The sequence below is a fragment of the Afipia dichlorophenoxyacetatis genome (assembly GCF_055386385.1).
This window is the reverse complement of sequence record NZ_AP029250.1, coordinates 2,503,097-2,519,020: the sequence shown is the minus strand read 5'-3', so window position 1 is coordinate 2,519,020 and position 15,924 is coordinate 2,503,097. Positions and strand designations below refer to the sequence as shown.

At 58.1% G+C, this 15,924-nt stretch carries 8 protein-coding genes; 4 read left to right on the top strand and 4 right to left on the bottom strand.

Going from position 1 to position 15,924, the window contains the following annotated elements:
- Positions 1-218 precede the first annotated feature (218 nt).
- Together ACZ5C3_RS11675 and ACZ5C3_RS11670 are read left to right on the top strand one after the other, a co-directional pair.
- Entirely contained in the window at positions 219-863 is a 645-nt protein-coding gene (locus ACZ5C3_RS11675; protein WP_464037823.1) for a Crp/Fnr family transcriptional regulator, read from the top strand.
- A 248-nt stretch (positions 864-1,111) separates the two neighbouring features.
- Positions 1,112-2,512: an MFS transporter gene (locus tag ACZ5C3_RS11670; RefSeq protein WP_464044725.1), complete on the top strand. Its 1,401-nt coding sequence runs from the start codon at positions 1,112-1,114 to the stop codon at positions 2,510-2,512.
- Positions 2,513-2,674: 162 nt separating this feature from the next.
- Here the strand turns inward: ACZ5C3_RS11670 and ACZ5C3_RS11665 are convergent, their stop codons facing one another.
- The 4 genes from ACZ5C3_RS11665 to ACZ5C3_RS11650 form a co-directional block, all read right to left on the bottom strand.
- On the bottom strand, positions 2,675-3,487 hold the full coding sequence (locus tag ACZ5C3_RS11665) for an IclR family transcriptional regulator (protein WP_464037822.1): 813 nt from the start codon (positions 3,485-3,487) through the stop codon (positions 2,675-2,677).
- A gap of 18 nt (positions 3,488-3,505) precedes the next feature.
- Positions 3,506-4,597, bottom strand: a complete 1,092-nt coding sequence (locus tag ACZ5C3_RS11660; RefSeq protein WP_464037821.1) for a mandelate racemase/muconate lactonizing enzyme family protein — start codon at positions 4,595-4,597, stop codon at positions 3,506-3,508.
- 168 nt (positions 4,598-4,765) lie between these two features.
- On the bottom strand, positions 4,766-5,317 hold the full coding sequence (locus tag ACZ5C3_RS11655) for a flavin reductase family protein (protein WP_464037820.1): 552 nt from the start codon (positions 5,315-5,317) through the stop codon (positions 4,766-4,768).
- Positions 5,318-5,569: 252 nt separating this feature from the next.
- On the bottom strand, positions 5,570-13,042 hold the full coding sequence (locus ACZ5C3_RS11650) for an Ig-like domain-containing protein (protein ID WP_464037819.1): 7,473 nt from the start codon (positions 13,040-13,042) through the stop codon (positions 5,570-5,572).
- A 936-nt stretch (positions 13,043-13,978) separates the two neighbouring features.
- Between ACZ5C3_RS11650 and ACZ5C3_RS11645 the strand changes: the two genes are divergently transcribed.
- Positions 13,979-14,818, top strand: a complete 840-nt coding sequence (locus tag ACZ5C3_RS11645; RefSeq protein ID WP_464037818.1) for a DeoR/GlpR family DNA-binding transcription regulator — start codon at positions 13,979-13,981, stop codon at positions 14,816-14,818.
- Positions 14,819-15,053: 235 nt separating this feature from the next.
- Positions 15,054-15,890 (top strand): outer membrane protein, encoded by an 837-nt coding sequence (locus ACZ5C3_RS11640; RefSeq protein WP_464044724.1) that lies wholly within the window; start codon positions 15,054-15,056, stop codon positions 15,888-15,890.
- Positions 15,891-15,924: the final 34 nt, after the last annotated feature.

Below are 15,924 nucleotides of genomic sequence, written 5' to 3'. Positions count from 1 at the left end.
ACTCTTATCCGCCCCATATCGCCAAATGGAACATATCGTTGTGCACCACGGTACGATAAGGGACCTCTTCGGAGAGTCCTCCATTTTGTTTGCGCCATCGTACAATCGATGTAGGCTACCGAGCCCAAAGCAACACTCGGAAGGATGCGGCAATGCGAGAATACGCCCTGCGGATGGGAATCGATCTTGGTTCGAGCCTGTCGCAGGACGAGGCGAAGTTGCTGGCGAGCGTCGGGACGGAACGGTACGTCGACAGCGACACCGTCATTCTGCGACAGGACGATCCTGCCGACTGCATTCACTATTTACTATCGGGTACTGTTAAAACCTTTCAGACACACGCCAGCGGCCAAGAGTCGGTTTTACGCATCCATCTGCCTGGCAGCATCATCGGCTTGTCATGCCTCACATCCCGTGGCCACTGGGACGCAACTTCGATCGCTCTGAAGCCATCCCGTCTGCTGAAATTGTCGAAGACGTCTTTTCTTAAATTGCTGAGTGAGCATTCATCACTCGGCATCAAGCTCGTTCGCTTGCTGGTCGATCGCCTCAGCGATCTGCATTTCCGCATTGGCGAACTGCAGACCCAGACGGTCGAACAGCGTTTAGCGTATGCACTGTTGTCGTTGAGCAGAGGCGACCCTAACAAGGATATTGGCAATCAACGCGTCAGCATCTCCTTGACCCACGAGGAGCTAGCCCAATTGATTAACACGCGTCGCCAAACAGTAACGAGCGCGCTTCGACGCTTTGCACAGATGGGATTCATCGCGAGATCTGCCCGATCCATCGACGTCATTTCGCCTTCGGGACTTCAGCGACTCTTCGAAACAAATCCTGACATGGCCTTGTTAGCTTCGTGAACCTGGCGACAAACCGCGGGACCGGTATGTCGCGGTGGAAGAGGTTTGTCGACGAACGAGCTCCTGAAATTTTTGCGAAGCAGTGTCAGGCTGCTGACAGCATCAATCCCGTTCATTGATTAATGACAATTGGAAGCCGTTTTCTCGCGGGAACAGGGCGTTCTTTGTGGGCACGCCACCATCAATAGTATTTTCAGGCTCAGACACGCTGCGCAGCCTTTGCCAGCCAGCTATCTGATCCGTCAACGATGATTGGCTGGCCGCGCCACGATCACGTGAAGATTAAGCTTCTGCAGAAACAACGAGCCGAAACATCGGCCGGGCCAGGAGGAAGCGACGTGGAAAGAGAGATATCAATCGAGCGGAACGAACCGGGCATCCAAAGCAGAGCCCTACCAAGGCTCCTAACCGGGCGCAGCACGCTGACCATCATTTTCTGCGCAATGTACTGCCTGTTCTATCTTGATCGCGTCAACATTTCCCAAGCAGCAAGCAGTATCGCGGCGGAATTCAACTTAACGAACACGCAACTAGGCGTTGCTTTCAGCGCATTTTCTTTGACCTATATGATCGGTCAAGCAGGCGGCGGTTGGTTCGCCCGCCGTTATGGTGCGAGAGCTGTTCTTACTTTCTGCGCCATTTGTGTCAGCATCGCCACTATAGCGACAGGGCTGGTCGGAGGCTTCGGTTCTCTGGTCGCCGCGCGTTTGCTGGTCGGCCTCGGCGAAGGACCGGCTTTCGCGACGGCGACGCACGCCATGCGAAATTGGTATCCTCAAAATCAATTTGGCTGGATTCAAGGAATCACACACAGCTTTGCCAGGCTCGGCGGCGCGATCGCCCCACCGATCGTCGCAACATTGATCGTTGCGCATTCGTGGCGGTTTTCTTTCGTTGTATTTGGCGTGGTGTCGATTGCTTGGGGGCTGATCTGGTGGGCGTTTTTTCGAGACGATCCACGCACTCATTCGTCAATCAGCCGCGAAGAGTTGGCGACACTGCCACCGCCTTCCCGCCACGCCAATGCTCCAACTCCGTTCGGACTGATCCTCTACAGGGTTATCCCTCTGACAACCGTCTTCTTTTGCTACGCCTGGATCCTTTGGATGTTTCTCTCTTGGATGCCGCTCTATTTTCAGCACAAGTATGGACAAACACTCGGCTGGTCGGCCACGCTTTCCGGGCTATTACTGTTCGGCGGAGTTATCGGCGATACATTGGGAGGGATCATTTCCGATAGGCTTCTCGAACGCACCGGAAAGCGCTGGGTTGCACGAAGCTGCCTTATAGCTTTTGCGTTGGCGACTTGCGCGGCATTCACGACCCTCGCAATGCTCGCGAATGACATCAGATATGTCATTCCGCTTCTCGCAACTGGCTACTTCTTCCTTGAGCTGCTCGTGGCGCCACTTTGGTGTGTCCCGATGGATATCACCCGAGAACATTCGGGCCTTCTCAGCGGCTTAATGAATGTTGGCGTCGGTCTTGCCGGAACAATCTCACCCATTGCTTTCGGCTACATGATTGACCGCACCGGAAACTGGGACCTGCCGTTCATCACCGCAATCGGAATTCTCCTGGCTGGCGCGTTGACCTGTCGTTTCATGCATCCCGACAAGCCCTTAACGGAATCAGACCAGTCCCACTAAAACACGTGCAGCCGGTCAGAAGAAATCTGTGATCTGCTGCGGACTCGCCAAACAAGATGATGGCGCACGATGCTCATCCACCGCGCGCCTTTTTCCCGACCTCATCAATATTTGGCTCGCGCCGCCACGGCAGAAGTTCCGCGTCCCTTCCGCCGATTACGCTCAGGGTGAAACGAGAGCCGCAAGCTTACGAGCCGCTTGTCTCATGGCTGGCAAGTAGTCTCTTGCCTGCCGCAGCGTGAGTCTTGCCATTGGCGCATGGAGGGACAGAGCCGCCAGCACTCGACCATCTGCGGCGAGGATCGGCACGGCAACGCCAATGACGCCCTCCATGTACTCTTGATCATTTTGGGCAAAGCCGTCCTGCCGGATTCGATCCAGCAACGGGATAAGTTTCGTCCGGCTGCCAATCGTGCTGGAGGTGAACCGCTTCAGTGCAGCATTCTCGACGACTTGCTTACGTACCTCCTTTGAGCTGAATGCCAATATGACCTTCCCCAAAGACGTACAATGCACCGGAACGCGCGATCCTGCCGTGAAGTGGCTACGGAGCGGCCAGTCGCATTCAACGCGATGAACGTAAACCACGTCTGAACCGTCTAACACACCGATATTGAACGTTTCACCGATGGAGTCCACAAGGCCACGAAGGATAACCTCGTTAGAAGTACGAGCAGCTGATTGAAGTGTGGAATAAGCCAACCGTGTCGTACGCTCGCCCGAAATATATCTCTTGCCGACTAAATCTCGCTGGACCAGTTTGGTTTGCTCCAATTGAGCCAGGATACGATGCACGGATGGCTTGGGAATACCCAGCTTCGCGGTAATTTCGCTCAGACTGACAGGCTTGTTCGACGAGCAGACCGCCTCGAGAGCAGCAACAATCTTTTCGAGGTACGTATTGGCGGAATCCTCGGGTTCAGTAGAATAGCGTTGGACCGCAAGCTCATTGCTTTTCAATTTCGTGGCAGGCATCTCGGCGCGTCCCTTCGTTCAGGCTGCAACAAATGGCTTACGATAAATCTCCGTCGCCACCTGCAGCTTCTCCAAAGCCTCCATATCAAGCACCGGCACATAATCGTCCGGGATGACGATGGACCCGCCGACGATAACCATTGGGTTCTTCAATGTCGAAATCCTTGGCTTCAGAAAGCCGTTCATTTCACCCGCCACATCGCGCAGACGGCTTACCGCCACGCATGCCTCCATCCAGCACCCTACGTCAGTGGCCACGCCGTTCCCCAGAATTGTCTTCATACCGAGCAGCGATGTCCGCTCCAGAGCGCGTTCCAAAGCCCCCAGGCTTCCCAACTTCATCAATTTGAGTTTTACGAGGTCTGCGGCGCCCAGAGATGCAGCCTTATCAACATCGGACATGTCGTAGATGGCCTCATCCAGCATGATAGGCACGCTGGCTGCGCGCTTGACCGCCACTGCGGCATCCCAATTATCCGCGTCGCAAGCCTGCTCAAACAATTCAACGTTGTCCGGTTTGAGTAATCTCGCGAAAGTTAATCCGTCTTCTGGGGAATAACCTTGGTTGGCATCGATGCGGATCTTCGCATCGGTCCCGGCAATGATGCGCTGCACCGCGGCTACCCGAACCAGATCTTGATGAACGTCCCAACCAGCCTTAACTTTTAGCGTTTTGTAGCCCGCTGAAAGCAGCGACTCTATTTCGCTTCCGACTTTCTTTTCATCAATCGTGTTGATGACGCCGAGTATTGGCACTGCGCCGGAATTGCGAAGCACGGAATAACCCGCCGCCATTTCCAGAGCGGTCCCAAATGCAGTTGCGGTAAAAGGATTGGTCGCTGCCCAGGCTGCCAGGATAGCTGAGGCTTCCTTACTTCCCTTGCCTCGCAATAGCGAAGCAATCTCTCTTGCAGCAGCCCAGCATTCGTCAATCGTCTCATCGGTGTAGCCGGTCAGAATGGTTGCTTCACCCACCCCATACCGCCCATCATCGAGAAAGACTTCTACCAGCAACGTATCGAACGCCGTCACGGTGCCGAACGACAGCTTGTATGGCTGGGCAAGCTCGACGCGCAACAATCTCAACGTGATCCGATCAGTGATTGCCATGATCTATCTCCTGACATTCCGGAACAAATTGTTCCACAGTACTGAATGTGGAAGAAGCCGATTCTTCCTGTTCCGTTCCACCTGCCGGAATAAGACGCGCGATCCCAACTTTGTTGGCGCGTCCGAATCCTCCTCCTGGCATCGCGACATGTCGATCGTGCGCTCCGATCAAACGGTCGGGTCAAGCTCGTGTCTGTCGCGTGATGTCGGTTGCAGGAAACCCTGTTTAAGGATGCCGAACGAATGGTAGCGACCACGGTGATAGAGCAGCGGCTTGCGGTTCGTTACGATCGACGAAACAATTCGTCCGATGAAAATTGTATGCGTCCCATAATCGAGGCGATCGTCGACATCAGCTTCCATACTGGCCGCCGCGGAATCGATCAAAGGAGAGGCTGTTAACCCGAACTTGCAGTTTGAAAGCAAGGCTTGCTTCGTACTCGACGCAAAGGCCTGCGCCAGGTGTTCTTGATCCGCAGCCAGAACGTTAATTGCAAAGCACCTATTTTCTGCGATTGCATCGTGCGTGTGAGCGGATCGATTGACAACAACCAGAACAGATGGCGGCTCTGCAGATACAGCACAAACTGCAGTTGCCGTCATTCCGTGGGCATCCACCCCGTTTCCGGTTGTAATAACAGCGACCGTGGATGCGATAGACCGCATCACCGACTTAAAGGCCGCACCATCGACGACCGGCAGGATTGGCTTGGCTGCCAACGGATCGCACCTTGTTAACATTCGGAAGCATCTGAATCCCCAAATCGGAAAGGATTCTCTCCGTTTGCCTTACCCGATTTCGACTGCCACGGATGTCAGCTTGCTGACAACAATCGCAGAAGATGAATCTGATCGTTTCACGCTAATCGGAGGAATTGGGTCGCGACTGCACGCGATTGTTGCGGTGATCAGATAAGAAAAAGGAGGCATCTTGCGATGCCTCCTTCTCCCCCGCCATCAATCCAATTCGTCTTACGCGAAGTGGAAGTCGTCGACCGTGAGGCTGTTCTTGGTCACGCCGGTCAGCGTGAGCGTCGAGCCATCGGCGTAGGCGATCTGCACGCCGCCAACCGCGTCGTGCACGGCACCCGAGGCCATCAGCGCGTTGAAGTCGGCGAAGACATTGTGATCGAGTTCGATCACGTCATGCCCCGTTCCCTGCGCTTGGAAGTCGAACACCGTGTCCTGACCGTCGCCAGTCTTGAAGACGAAGGTGTCGCTGCCGGTGCCGCCGAAGATCTGGTCGTTGCCTGCGCCACCCCAGATCCTGTCGTTACCGGCACCACCCAACAGCATGTCGTTGCCAGCACCGCCATTGATCGTCTCGTTGCCGAGACCACCGTTGATGGTGTCGTTGCCGCCATCGCCATTGAGAACGCTGTCAGCAACACCGCCGAAGATGCTGTCGTTGCCGTCGCCGCCGTTGATGGTATCGTGACCACTGGTGCTGATCAGCGTGTCGTTGCCGTCGCCACCGTTGATGGTCTCGTTGCCGAGGCCACCGGTGATGGAGTCGTTACCGGCATCGCCGTTCAGCGTGCTGTCACCCGTACCGCCAACGATGGTGTCGTTGCCGTCACCGGCATTGACGATCTTGTCGCCGGCCTGGAGCATGATCGTGTCGTTGCCGGCTCCGGCATCGATCGTGTCATCTCCGAACGATGAGAAGATGATGTCGTTGCCGTCACCTGCGGTGATGTGGTCCGCGCCGGTGGTGTCGGACAGGACGTCCGCACCGCTGGTGCCCGTGATCGGATGAAGATCGGTCACGCCGTCGATGGTCAGAACAAACTGGCCGTCCGAATGGCCGCCGTCATTGTCCGTCGCCGTGTAGTCGATGGTCACGGTGGCATGCTGCCCGTCGTCGAGTGACGAGAAGATGTCGCTGCTGCCATCGTACACCAGCTGACCATTGACGATGTGGAAGGCCGATGTCGCGTCGTTGAGGTTGACGTTGACACCATCCACGCCGGTGACAGAGAAGCCCGTCAGGTGCGGCTGGCCATCCTCGACGTCGGTATCGTTGTGCACGAGATCGAACGTCGCGGTGTCGTGCTCGTGGACTTCGCCGGTGTCGTTGACGGTGACCGGCAGGTCATTCACCGAGTTGACCGTCACATCGACAACAGTGTCCACCGAGGTGTGGCCGTCGCTCACCGTCACGGTGAAGCTGTCGCCACCGTGATAGTTCGCACCCGGCGTGTAGATCCAGTTGCCGTGATCGTCGATGGTGACGGCGCCGTTGGCAGCACCATCGCCATCCTTAATCGAGTAGGTCAAGTGATCGCCATCCACGTCGGTCGCGATCACCTGGCCGGACACCGGAGTATCTTCGTCCGTGGTCACCGGAGCAACCTGCGTCACCACCGGAGCGTCGTTGACCGGGGTCACATCGAACGAAGCATGAGCGACTGTCGTGCCGCCGCGGCCGTCATCCACGGTGAAGCTGAAGGATGCTTCGCCGTTGAAGTTGGCATCGAGAGTGAACTCCACGCCATCGGCGGTGAGCACCGCCTTGCCACCGACGAAGTCCGCGACACCGTCGACGAACAGCGAGTCGAGGTCCGCGTCGCTGGCGCCGGCCAGCAGCTTGTCGAACGAGACCAGGAAGGTCTGCGCATCCTCGCTCACCGTCGGCAACGTCACATCGTCAGCCACCGGTCCACGATCGGTCAGATGAGCCGCGATGGCGTCATGATCCCACTCGATGCCGTTGTCGAAGGCGATGTTTTCAACACCACCACCAGCGAACTGGTCGGTGACGGTGATCTTGCCATCGTTCTCGATCACGATCTCAAGGTCGTTGCCGTGCTTGTAGAGCGTGATCGGGCCGTCGCCGTGGTCAGTGAAGATCAGGCTGTCGCTATCGCCCGTCTGGCCTGCACCTTCGGTGATGACGTCGTTACCGTCGCCGCTGGTATAGGTGTAGGTGTCGGAGCCGTCACCGCCCGCGAGCGTATCGTTGCCGGTACCGCCGTGAATGGTGTCGTTACCCGCACCGCCGGTGATGTGGTCATCCCCTGCTCCACCATCGACGGTGACCGCGTTCGCGGAAGCCGTGAGGGTGTCGTTGCCGTCGCCGAGGGCAATCGTCCCGTTCACCTGCGATCCATCGTTGAGCGTCACGGTGTCGTCGCCGCTGCCCATGTCGATGTGACCGTTGATGATACCGGCATTGGTGAGGGTATCGTTGCCGCCATCGGTGAAGATGCCGCCGACGATCCTGCCCGAGTTGACGATGGTGTCGTCTTGCGAACCGATGATATCGATCGCCTCGCGGCCATCGATCTGGGACTGCATGGCAGCAGCATCGGCATCGGAGACGTTCGCCGGACCGTGACCATCACCCTGGATCAAACCTTCGTTGATGATCGTGGTGGCGCCTGCCGCCGGACCATTCGAGGAGTCATCGATCTGGATGGCACGGCCGTAGCCGTAGATCGTACCATCCGCATAGTTGTGGATGGTGCCACCGCCAGCCGCAATGCCTTCCGACACGTTGACTTCGCCGTTGTGATAACCGAAGGCGCCCGTGCCGCTCACTTGACCGTAGTTGTCGAGGTGGAGCAGACCATCGACGTCGATGGCATCGCCATCGCTGTCGGTGTAGCCTTCCGTAGCGGCACCGATCATCGTGCCGTGGTTGACGACTGTCACCGTCTCAGCCGGATCAGAGCTGTTGTCGATGTTCACCGCGCTGCCGCTGTTGCCGATGATCAGGCCGCCGTCATCGTTGTTCACGGTGATGCCATGCGCGCCGGTGATGGCGTGATGGGCACCGCTGATCGTTGCGCCGTCGTGGTTGTTGACCGTACCGGCGCCGTCATCCTGGAAGTCGATAGCGTCGTTCTTGCCTTCAACGTCCTGCGTCGTGATGATCTGACCGTAGTTCTCGATCAGGGTATTCGCACCGCCTCGGATGGCATCCGCGTCGAACGCCTTGATGATGCCCGTGTTCTCGTTGGTGATCACGATCTCGGTGCTGGCCGAGACGACGTTGGCGAGATCGATCGCCTGGCCGCCCTGCGAGGCGATTTGACCCGCGTTATCAATGGCGACATGGCCGTTGGCGAAGTCATTCTTGATACGGATCGCATCGTCGCTGCTCATGATCTGGCCGGTGGTCAGAACATCAATTTTCACCGTCGTGCCGTCAGCGAGTGTCCCCGAGGCGTCGATGGCTCGGTCCGCGTCCGTGGGCAGCAGCATGCCGCCTACGGTGATGTGCGTCGAGCCGGTCACGGAGATCGCGGTCGTCTGGATCTGACCCGCCGCGATCGTGATGTCCGAACTTGCGGGCTTCACGTCGAAGCTGACTTCGGCTGTGCTCGTGCCGCCCTGACCGTCCGAGATCGTGTACTGGAACGATGCCTCGCCGGTGAAACCGGTGGCCGGCGTGAAGTGGATGCCGTTCTGGTCCATCGTCACGGTGCCGCCGACAGCCGAACCCACGCCAGTGATGGTGAGCTGGTCGTGATCAGCATCGGTGTCGTTGCCGATCAGATCTGCAGCCGAGATCGTGATGGACTGACCATCCGCTGTCACGTCCGGCAGCGTATCGTTGACCGCAACCGGTGCGCTGTTCACCAGCCGAAGCGCGACGTTGTCGAGCTCGGCGCCGTTGTTGCCGCTCGCATTGCCCGTGCCCTGGAAGATGAGCTGGTTGGCGGTGCCGCCATTCGCGATATCACCACCCGTCACATAGACGGTGATCTCCTGCCAGGTCTGTCCGGACGGAGGTGTCGCCTGACCCGCCACTGAGCCCGCAGCGATCGTACCGGTTGCCGGATCAAAGCCCGGAGACGTGCTGTAGACAAGCTTGCCGCCCCAATAGACGTTCATGCCCTGGTCGGTATGCGACGCGTCGCCATCCGCGATCCAGAAAGTCAGCTTGTAGGTCCTGCCGGCCTCCACGCCCTGCACGTTCTGGGTGAGCTTGATATTCGAGCCGTTAGAGCTGCCGACCGTATCAACGTAATAGCTGCCGTCCTGGGCATCGACAGGATTGTTTGTCTTGTCCTGGGAATGCGGGCCATGCATTTCGATTTTTTTGGTGCTGGTGGTGTTGGTATCGGTCCAGCCCAAGATCGCGGCGGGCTTGTCATTCCGGTAGCCCCAGGTGGCAGAGTCGTTGACCATGCTCAGGTCTTCGAAGCTGCCGTTGACGATCAGGTTGGGATTCTCGACTGCGACCATCGAGACATTATCAAGCGCCACGCCAGCACCGTTCGGGTTCGGTGTGGTGCTCTGGAACGTCAGCTTGTTTGATCCATCGCCCGCACCGCCGACCACATCAAGGCTGATTTCCTGCCATGCGGTCCCGGGCGTGCCCGAGTAGATGACCTGACCGCCCCAGATAACTTCGATGCTGTCGTTGGTCTGCGCGGTGTCAGTATCAGCGATCCAGAACTTGAGCTGATAGTGTTGGCCCTGTTCAACACCAGAAACTGTCTGCGTCAGCTTGGCGTTGTTGGGAGCGCCTTCCATGTCGAACCAATAGGTTCCTTCCTCGGAATGGACGCCACCAACCGTGTCCTTGTGGACCTCGGCACGGTTATCGGCCTCATTAACCCAACCAGGGATGACGCCTGCGGGTTTCGTATTGCGATAACCCCAGGACGCAGAGTCATTGGCGCCGGTGAGATCTTCGAAGCCACCGTTGACGATCAGATTGACGCCATCCGTCGGCTGAGTCGTGTCGGGCGCCTTGATGGTCACATGTTCGGTCGCGGTATCTGTGCCGCCGTGCCCATCGCTCACCGTGAAGGTGAAGCTGTCGGTGCCGGTGAAGCCATTGGCCGCCTTGTACGTATAGGTGCCGTCAGCGTTGACCACGACAGTGCCGTGAGCAGCGGCATCCTTGAGGACGAAGCTCAGCGGTGCATCGCCATCGGGGTCGGTTGCCGTGAGCTTGCCGGTGAGGACCGTGTCGTTGGTGCCTTCAGCGGTGCCGTCCGTGGCATCCGGCGCATGGTTGGCCGGCGGCGCGTCGGCATCAGCGATCTTGACGAAATGCACGTCGTCGAGCGCTGCGCCGTAGGTGTTCAGGTTCGTACCCGTCGCGACGAACTCCAGCTTGTTGGAGCCATCCCCCGATCCACCGACTACCGTGAAGTTGAAGGTCTGCCATGGGTTGGTCCCGAGGCCTTCGTAGACGAGCTGGCCGCCGAAATACACCTTGATGCCGTCATCGCTTACCGCCGTATCGGCATCTGCCACCGAGAACGAGAGACGGTACGTTGCGCCGGTCTCGACGTGAGAGATCGTCTGAACAATATCCGTGTTGGTGTCAAAACCATCCATATCGATGAAGTAGCTGCCATCCTTGGCCACGACGCCATTCGGCGAATCCGCGTGCTGCTCGATGCGGTTGCCGTTGACATCGGTCCAGCCGGCGATGATGCCGTTCGGGTTGCGATAACCCCAGTCGCCCGCGCCGTTGTTGCCGGTGGAGAGCGAGGTGTCTTCGAAGCTTCCATTGACGATCAGATCAGTGCCGATCACGACGCCCGGCTTGACGGTGAGGTTCAGGGTCGCCTCATCCGCGCCGCCGTGTCCGTCGTTCACGACATAGGTGAAGCTGTCCGAACCGGTGTAGCCGGAATCCGGCGTGTAGACGTAAGAGCCGTCCGCCTTGAACGTAAGGTGGCCGTGCTGCGGACCATCACCGAGGCTGTAGACCAGTTGATCGCCATCGGTATCGGTTGCCGAGACCTTGCCGCTGATCGCGATGTCCTGGCTGACCTGGGCGCTGGCATCGACTGCATCCGGCGCCGCATTGTTCGGCACCGGCACGCCTGGATCGGCGATCTTGACCAGATGCACGTCGGTGAGCGACGCGTCGAAAACGCTCGAGTCAGATCCCGCGCCTTCGAACACAAGCTGGTTCGAGCCGTCGCCAGAACCGCCGGTGACTTCGAAGTGCATCTTGGCAGCACCGTCCGGCGTGCCTTCATAGATCACCTGGCCGTTCCAAAGCACCTTGACGCCGTGGTCGTCCGCGCCGCCGAGATCGCTGAGCGAGAAGCTCAGGCGGTAGATCGCGCCGTTCTCGGCATTCTCGACATGCTCGGAGAGATGGCTGTTGCCGATGCCGTCATTGGCAACGAGATCGGTACCGACCGCGATGGTCGAAGGCGTCGCGAGTGTGGGCGCGTTGTCCGCGACATACTGGAGACCTGGGAGAGCGGCATCGACCGCTGCATCGGTACCCTGCGTCGCATGCGACAGCAGGTCAGAGCTAGTCCAGGTTACGCCATCCGCGAATGTGATGGAGGCTGGCAGATGCGAGGCATCGGTGCCGTGAATCACCAGCGCGTCGTTGGCATTGATGCGGATGATCAGGTTGCCATTGTCTTCGGTCACAGTCACGTCCGTCGACTTGGCGTCGCCGAACTTGATCGTGGTGGTGTCGTTGAGCGTAACGAGATCGATGCCGGAGCCGGTATTGAACAGCACCTGATCGCCAGTGCCGCTCGCCACGATCACGTCATTGCCCGAGCTGCCGTCGAGCACGTTGGCGCCTGCGCCGCCCGAGAGATAGTCGGTGCCTGAGCCGCCGACCAGATGGTCGTTGCCCGTGCCGCCGAACAGCAGATCGTTGCCGCCGTCACCGTAAAGGGTGTCGTTGCCGGTGGTGGAGCGGATGATGTCGTCGCCCTGCATGGCATAGACCATGTCGTCGCCGGCAGTGTCGTTGATGACGTTCCAGTCCGTCTTGCCGTAAATGACATGGATGTTGTTGATGTTTTCTTCGTTCGGGCGGGCGGCCGTCATGTTGTCGACGAACACACCATCGACACCCATGTCTTCGAGATTTTGGATATCGGCCTGCGACGCTCCGTTGATCGTCCAGGCGATCACTTTAAGACCGGCAGCATGAGCAGCGTCGACATCTGCCTTGGTGAACGAGCCCACCGAAGGCGCGATGATGTCGGCATAGGATGCCGTGTCGCTGGGATTGGTGATGCCGCTCGAAAGCTGCAGCAGCTGAAAGTCCACACCATACTTCGTCATGATGGTGTCGTGCAGCTCTTGCAGGTTCGTTGCGCTGAAGCTCTGGATGATGACCCGGCTCGGGTCGGTGAAATCATGCGCGATCAGCGTCTGCACAACGGCCTCGCTGGTTGCGAAATCGGTGCTCTTGGTCTCGGGAATGATGCCGATGTTACGGCCGGTCTGGAGCGAGTAGTCTTTCACCATATCGATGACCTGACCAAAGGTCAGCAGCGACGGGTTCATCGCCAGCGCCTGCGCATAGGTCACATTGGCAAAGCCGGCGGCAATGTTGTCATGGCTGACGACGAGCACGCCGTCCTTGGTCAGATAAAGATCCGGCTCGACGAAATCCGCACCTGCGTTCATGCCATTGATGTAGGACTGCGCGGTTGAATCCGGAGCAGGATCGCCGCCGCCACGATGACCGTAAAGGGTGATGTCAGACATGATTATTCTCCAGCTCTCAGGATGCAGATGAGGGTGTTGATGGATCGGCCGGCGACGGATGAATGCCCGCGCTGGTCCGGTGATGAGAATTCGTGAATGGATGACGAGAACGGACTAGTGCGGCGGTTCTGAAGTCCGCATCATTCGTGCGGCGGGATGATGCGAACTTCGGAATTGGGACTCTAGGCGCGACATTGCTGCGCGCCTCGGTCACTTCGATGTTGTCCTGAGAACGTTGCGTCGGGAGGCGATACATCGCCTGCACACGCGCAAGCCTCAGGCGATGGAATTCACCGCAGACACGGACGGGGTGCCCTGCCCTTATCGAGCGCCCCGCGTGATATTCCTGCTCTTTGTGTCGCCAAATGTTCATATGAACACAAAATCAGCTTCTATAGAGTCCAAACCAACAAAATCGCGTTCATATGATCACGCGCCATGTTCGTTTACATGGTTAAGATGACGTGCAAACGACACCTCGACCTTTAGGGAAATGACGTGTGAGAAAAAATTGGCTCGCTGATTGAATCGCTGTGGATGAATTGCGCTGCTGTTCAGTCAGCATGGATCAAACGATCATCCACGCATTCGAATGAAAGCTGCGCGCACACATTTATAAAGTGATGAGGGTCTCACCTCGCGCCACGCGTCACGTGCGACAGCACACGGCAATGTCATTTAACCTTCAAATAAAGGCTGATATGAAGGCTTCGCCCTCTTCCTTCGGACGGCGTGATTGTCACTGACGGGCTGGAATTACAGTCTGGACGCTTCGTCACATGACGGAAGGATGGCAGATCGTTTACATGATCATCATGTGACTGCGACGTCAGGACCGCGATTCTGACTTTCAGAATCAGCGCCCGCCGCGCAAACTCAACATCGACGAATTGTCGTGTTTTCGATCTCTTCCACGCTAAAGCATTCAAAGTTCAAATGAACATTGGGCGCGACGCCTTGCGCCGGTTCACTCACACGGGCTTTCGAGACGGATTGATGACAGACGCACGACAAGCCCAGATCCTGGAAATGGTGCGCGAGGTCGGCTCCGCGTCGATCGAACAGCTGGCCGCCCATTTCGCGGTGACCCAGCAGACGATCCGCCGCATCGTGAATCCCCTCTGCGAACAAGGGCTGTTGCGCCGGGTTCATGGCGGTGTCGGCCTCCCCGTCTCGTCCCAGAATCTCGCCTATCAGAGCCGGCAGAAGCTGAACTTGGAGGCCAAGCAGAAAATCGCGAAAGCCGTCGCCAACTTCATTCCCGACGGCGCATCCGTCATGATTGGACTCGGCACGACGCCCGAGTGTGTGGCGCTGGCGCTGTCCGGGCGCTCCAGCCTGCGCGTCATCACCAACAGCCTGAGCACGGCGGTGGCTCTCGCGATCAATCCGGATATCGAGATCACCATGGCGGGCGGCACGCTGCGGCCGCATGATCGCGACATTATTGGTGACCCGGCCGCGCAGTTCTTCTCCGGCTTCAAGGCCGACTTCGGCGTGTTCGGCGTCGGCGGCATCGATGAAGACGGCAGCCTGCTCGATTTCTATGTCGGCGAGGTGCAGGCGCGGCAGGCGATTGCCGCGAATTGCCGGACGGCGATGCTGGTGGTCGACGCCACCAAGTTCGGCCGCAACGCCACCGTGCGCGGCGGACATTTCGGCGAGTGTCATCACATCTTTATCGATCAGCCCCCGCCTGCGAAATATCAGCCGCTGATCACCCAATACACCGACCGCACGATCATCGTGACCGAGGATCAGTTTCAGGCGGCCTAAATCCGGGAATCGCACAGCGCAACGCGATCCTCGGCGTTTCGTTCACCGATGTTTCGTTGATCGCGCTGGGCAGCGAGCGAGCGCTGATGCCGAATTGCAACAGGCGCCCGAATAGAGCCATTGTATCGCTCAGGCTTAGCCATAGTATCGTTTAAGCATAGCCGGTGCGCCGCCTGGCCCAAGCCTTGCGCCCCGACTCCCGGTACCCAAGACCAGAGGAATCCTGGGGTCTTGGATGCGGATCAATCGTCTCACTGTCTTGGCGCTACTCGCGGGTTTATCCGCAACGTCCGCAAGCGCCGCAGACATGCCGGGATCCTCCAACGCTGTGCCGCAAGGCTCCTCCAGTTGGACCGGCTTTTATATCGGCGCGAATGCCGGCTATGGTTTCAGCGATAACTCTGCGGCGGCCTATACCGCCAACGATCAAAACGCGGCCTTATCAACGTGCGGATTCGAAGGCTGCGTTCCCGCCTCGCCGTTGTCGTTCAAGGGAGGCATGGTAGGCGGACAGGTCGGCTATAACTATCAGTTCAATGAAAGATGGCTGGCCGGGATCGAGGCCGACTATGACTTCAGCAACCTCCGCGGCAGCGGCAACTCGACATTTCTTCTCGACAGTGCCGGACCTGCCACCGCGACAACAAATATCAGTGTCGACTCATTTGGCAGCGTCAGAGGGCGTATCGGTTACCTGCCCAACAATTCGCTGTTAATCTACGGGACCGGTGGTCTCGCCTTCGGGCGGGTGAGCACCAATGCAACCATGTCCGCGGACGGAGGCTTTATGCGCTTCGGCTATGGATATTTTTGTGACAGGTCCATGCCCAATTGCTTCATCGGGACCTCGTCTAGGATCTCTGTAGGTTGGACCGCCGGCGCAGGCACGGAATTCGCCCTGACGGATCACTTTACTGCCAAGTTCGAATACACTTACGTGGATTTGGGTAGTACAAAAGGCCTCGCTGCCGTAGCAACAAATAGCCTCGGGTTCGCGCCGTCCTCATTCGCGGTCGATATGGCCACAAGGTTCAACGTCGTTCGCGTCGGACTGAACTATCATTTTGAATGAAATATCGAGCCAGCCCGGACGCTAAGCCAAGAGA

Excerpts from the sequence above, each read along its gene's own strand:
- ACZ5C3_RS11650 (WP_464037819.1), bottom strand. The coding sequence starts at position 13,042 with ATGTCTGACATCACCCTTTACGGTCATCGTGGCGGCGGCGATCCTGCT.
- ACZ5C3_RS11665 (WP_464037822.1), bottom strand. The coding sequence starts at position 3,487 with ATGCCTGCCACGAAATTGAAAAGCAATGAGCTTGCGGTCCAACGCTAT.
- ACZ5C3_RS11660 (WP_464037821.1), bottom strand. The coding sequence starts at position 4,597 with ATGGCAATCACTGATCGGATCACGTTGAGATTGTTGCGCGTCGAGCTT.
- ACZ5C3_RS11640 (WP_464044724.1), top strand. The coding sequence starts at position 15,054 with ATGCGGATCAATCGTCTCACTGTCTTGGCGCTACTCGCGGGTTTATCC.
- ACZ5C3_RS11670 (WP_464044725.1), top strand. The coding sequence starts at position 1,112 with ATGATTGGCTGGCCGCGCCACGATCACGTGAAGATTAAGCTTCTGCAG.
- ACZ5C3_RS11645 (WP_464037818.1), top strand. The coding sequence starts at position 13,979 with ATGAACATTGGGCGCGACGCCTTGCGCCGGTTCACTCACACGGGCTTT.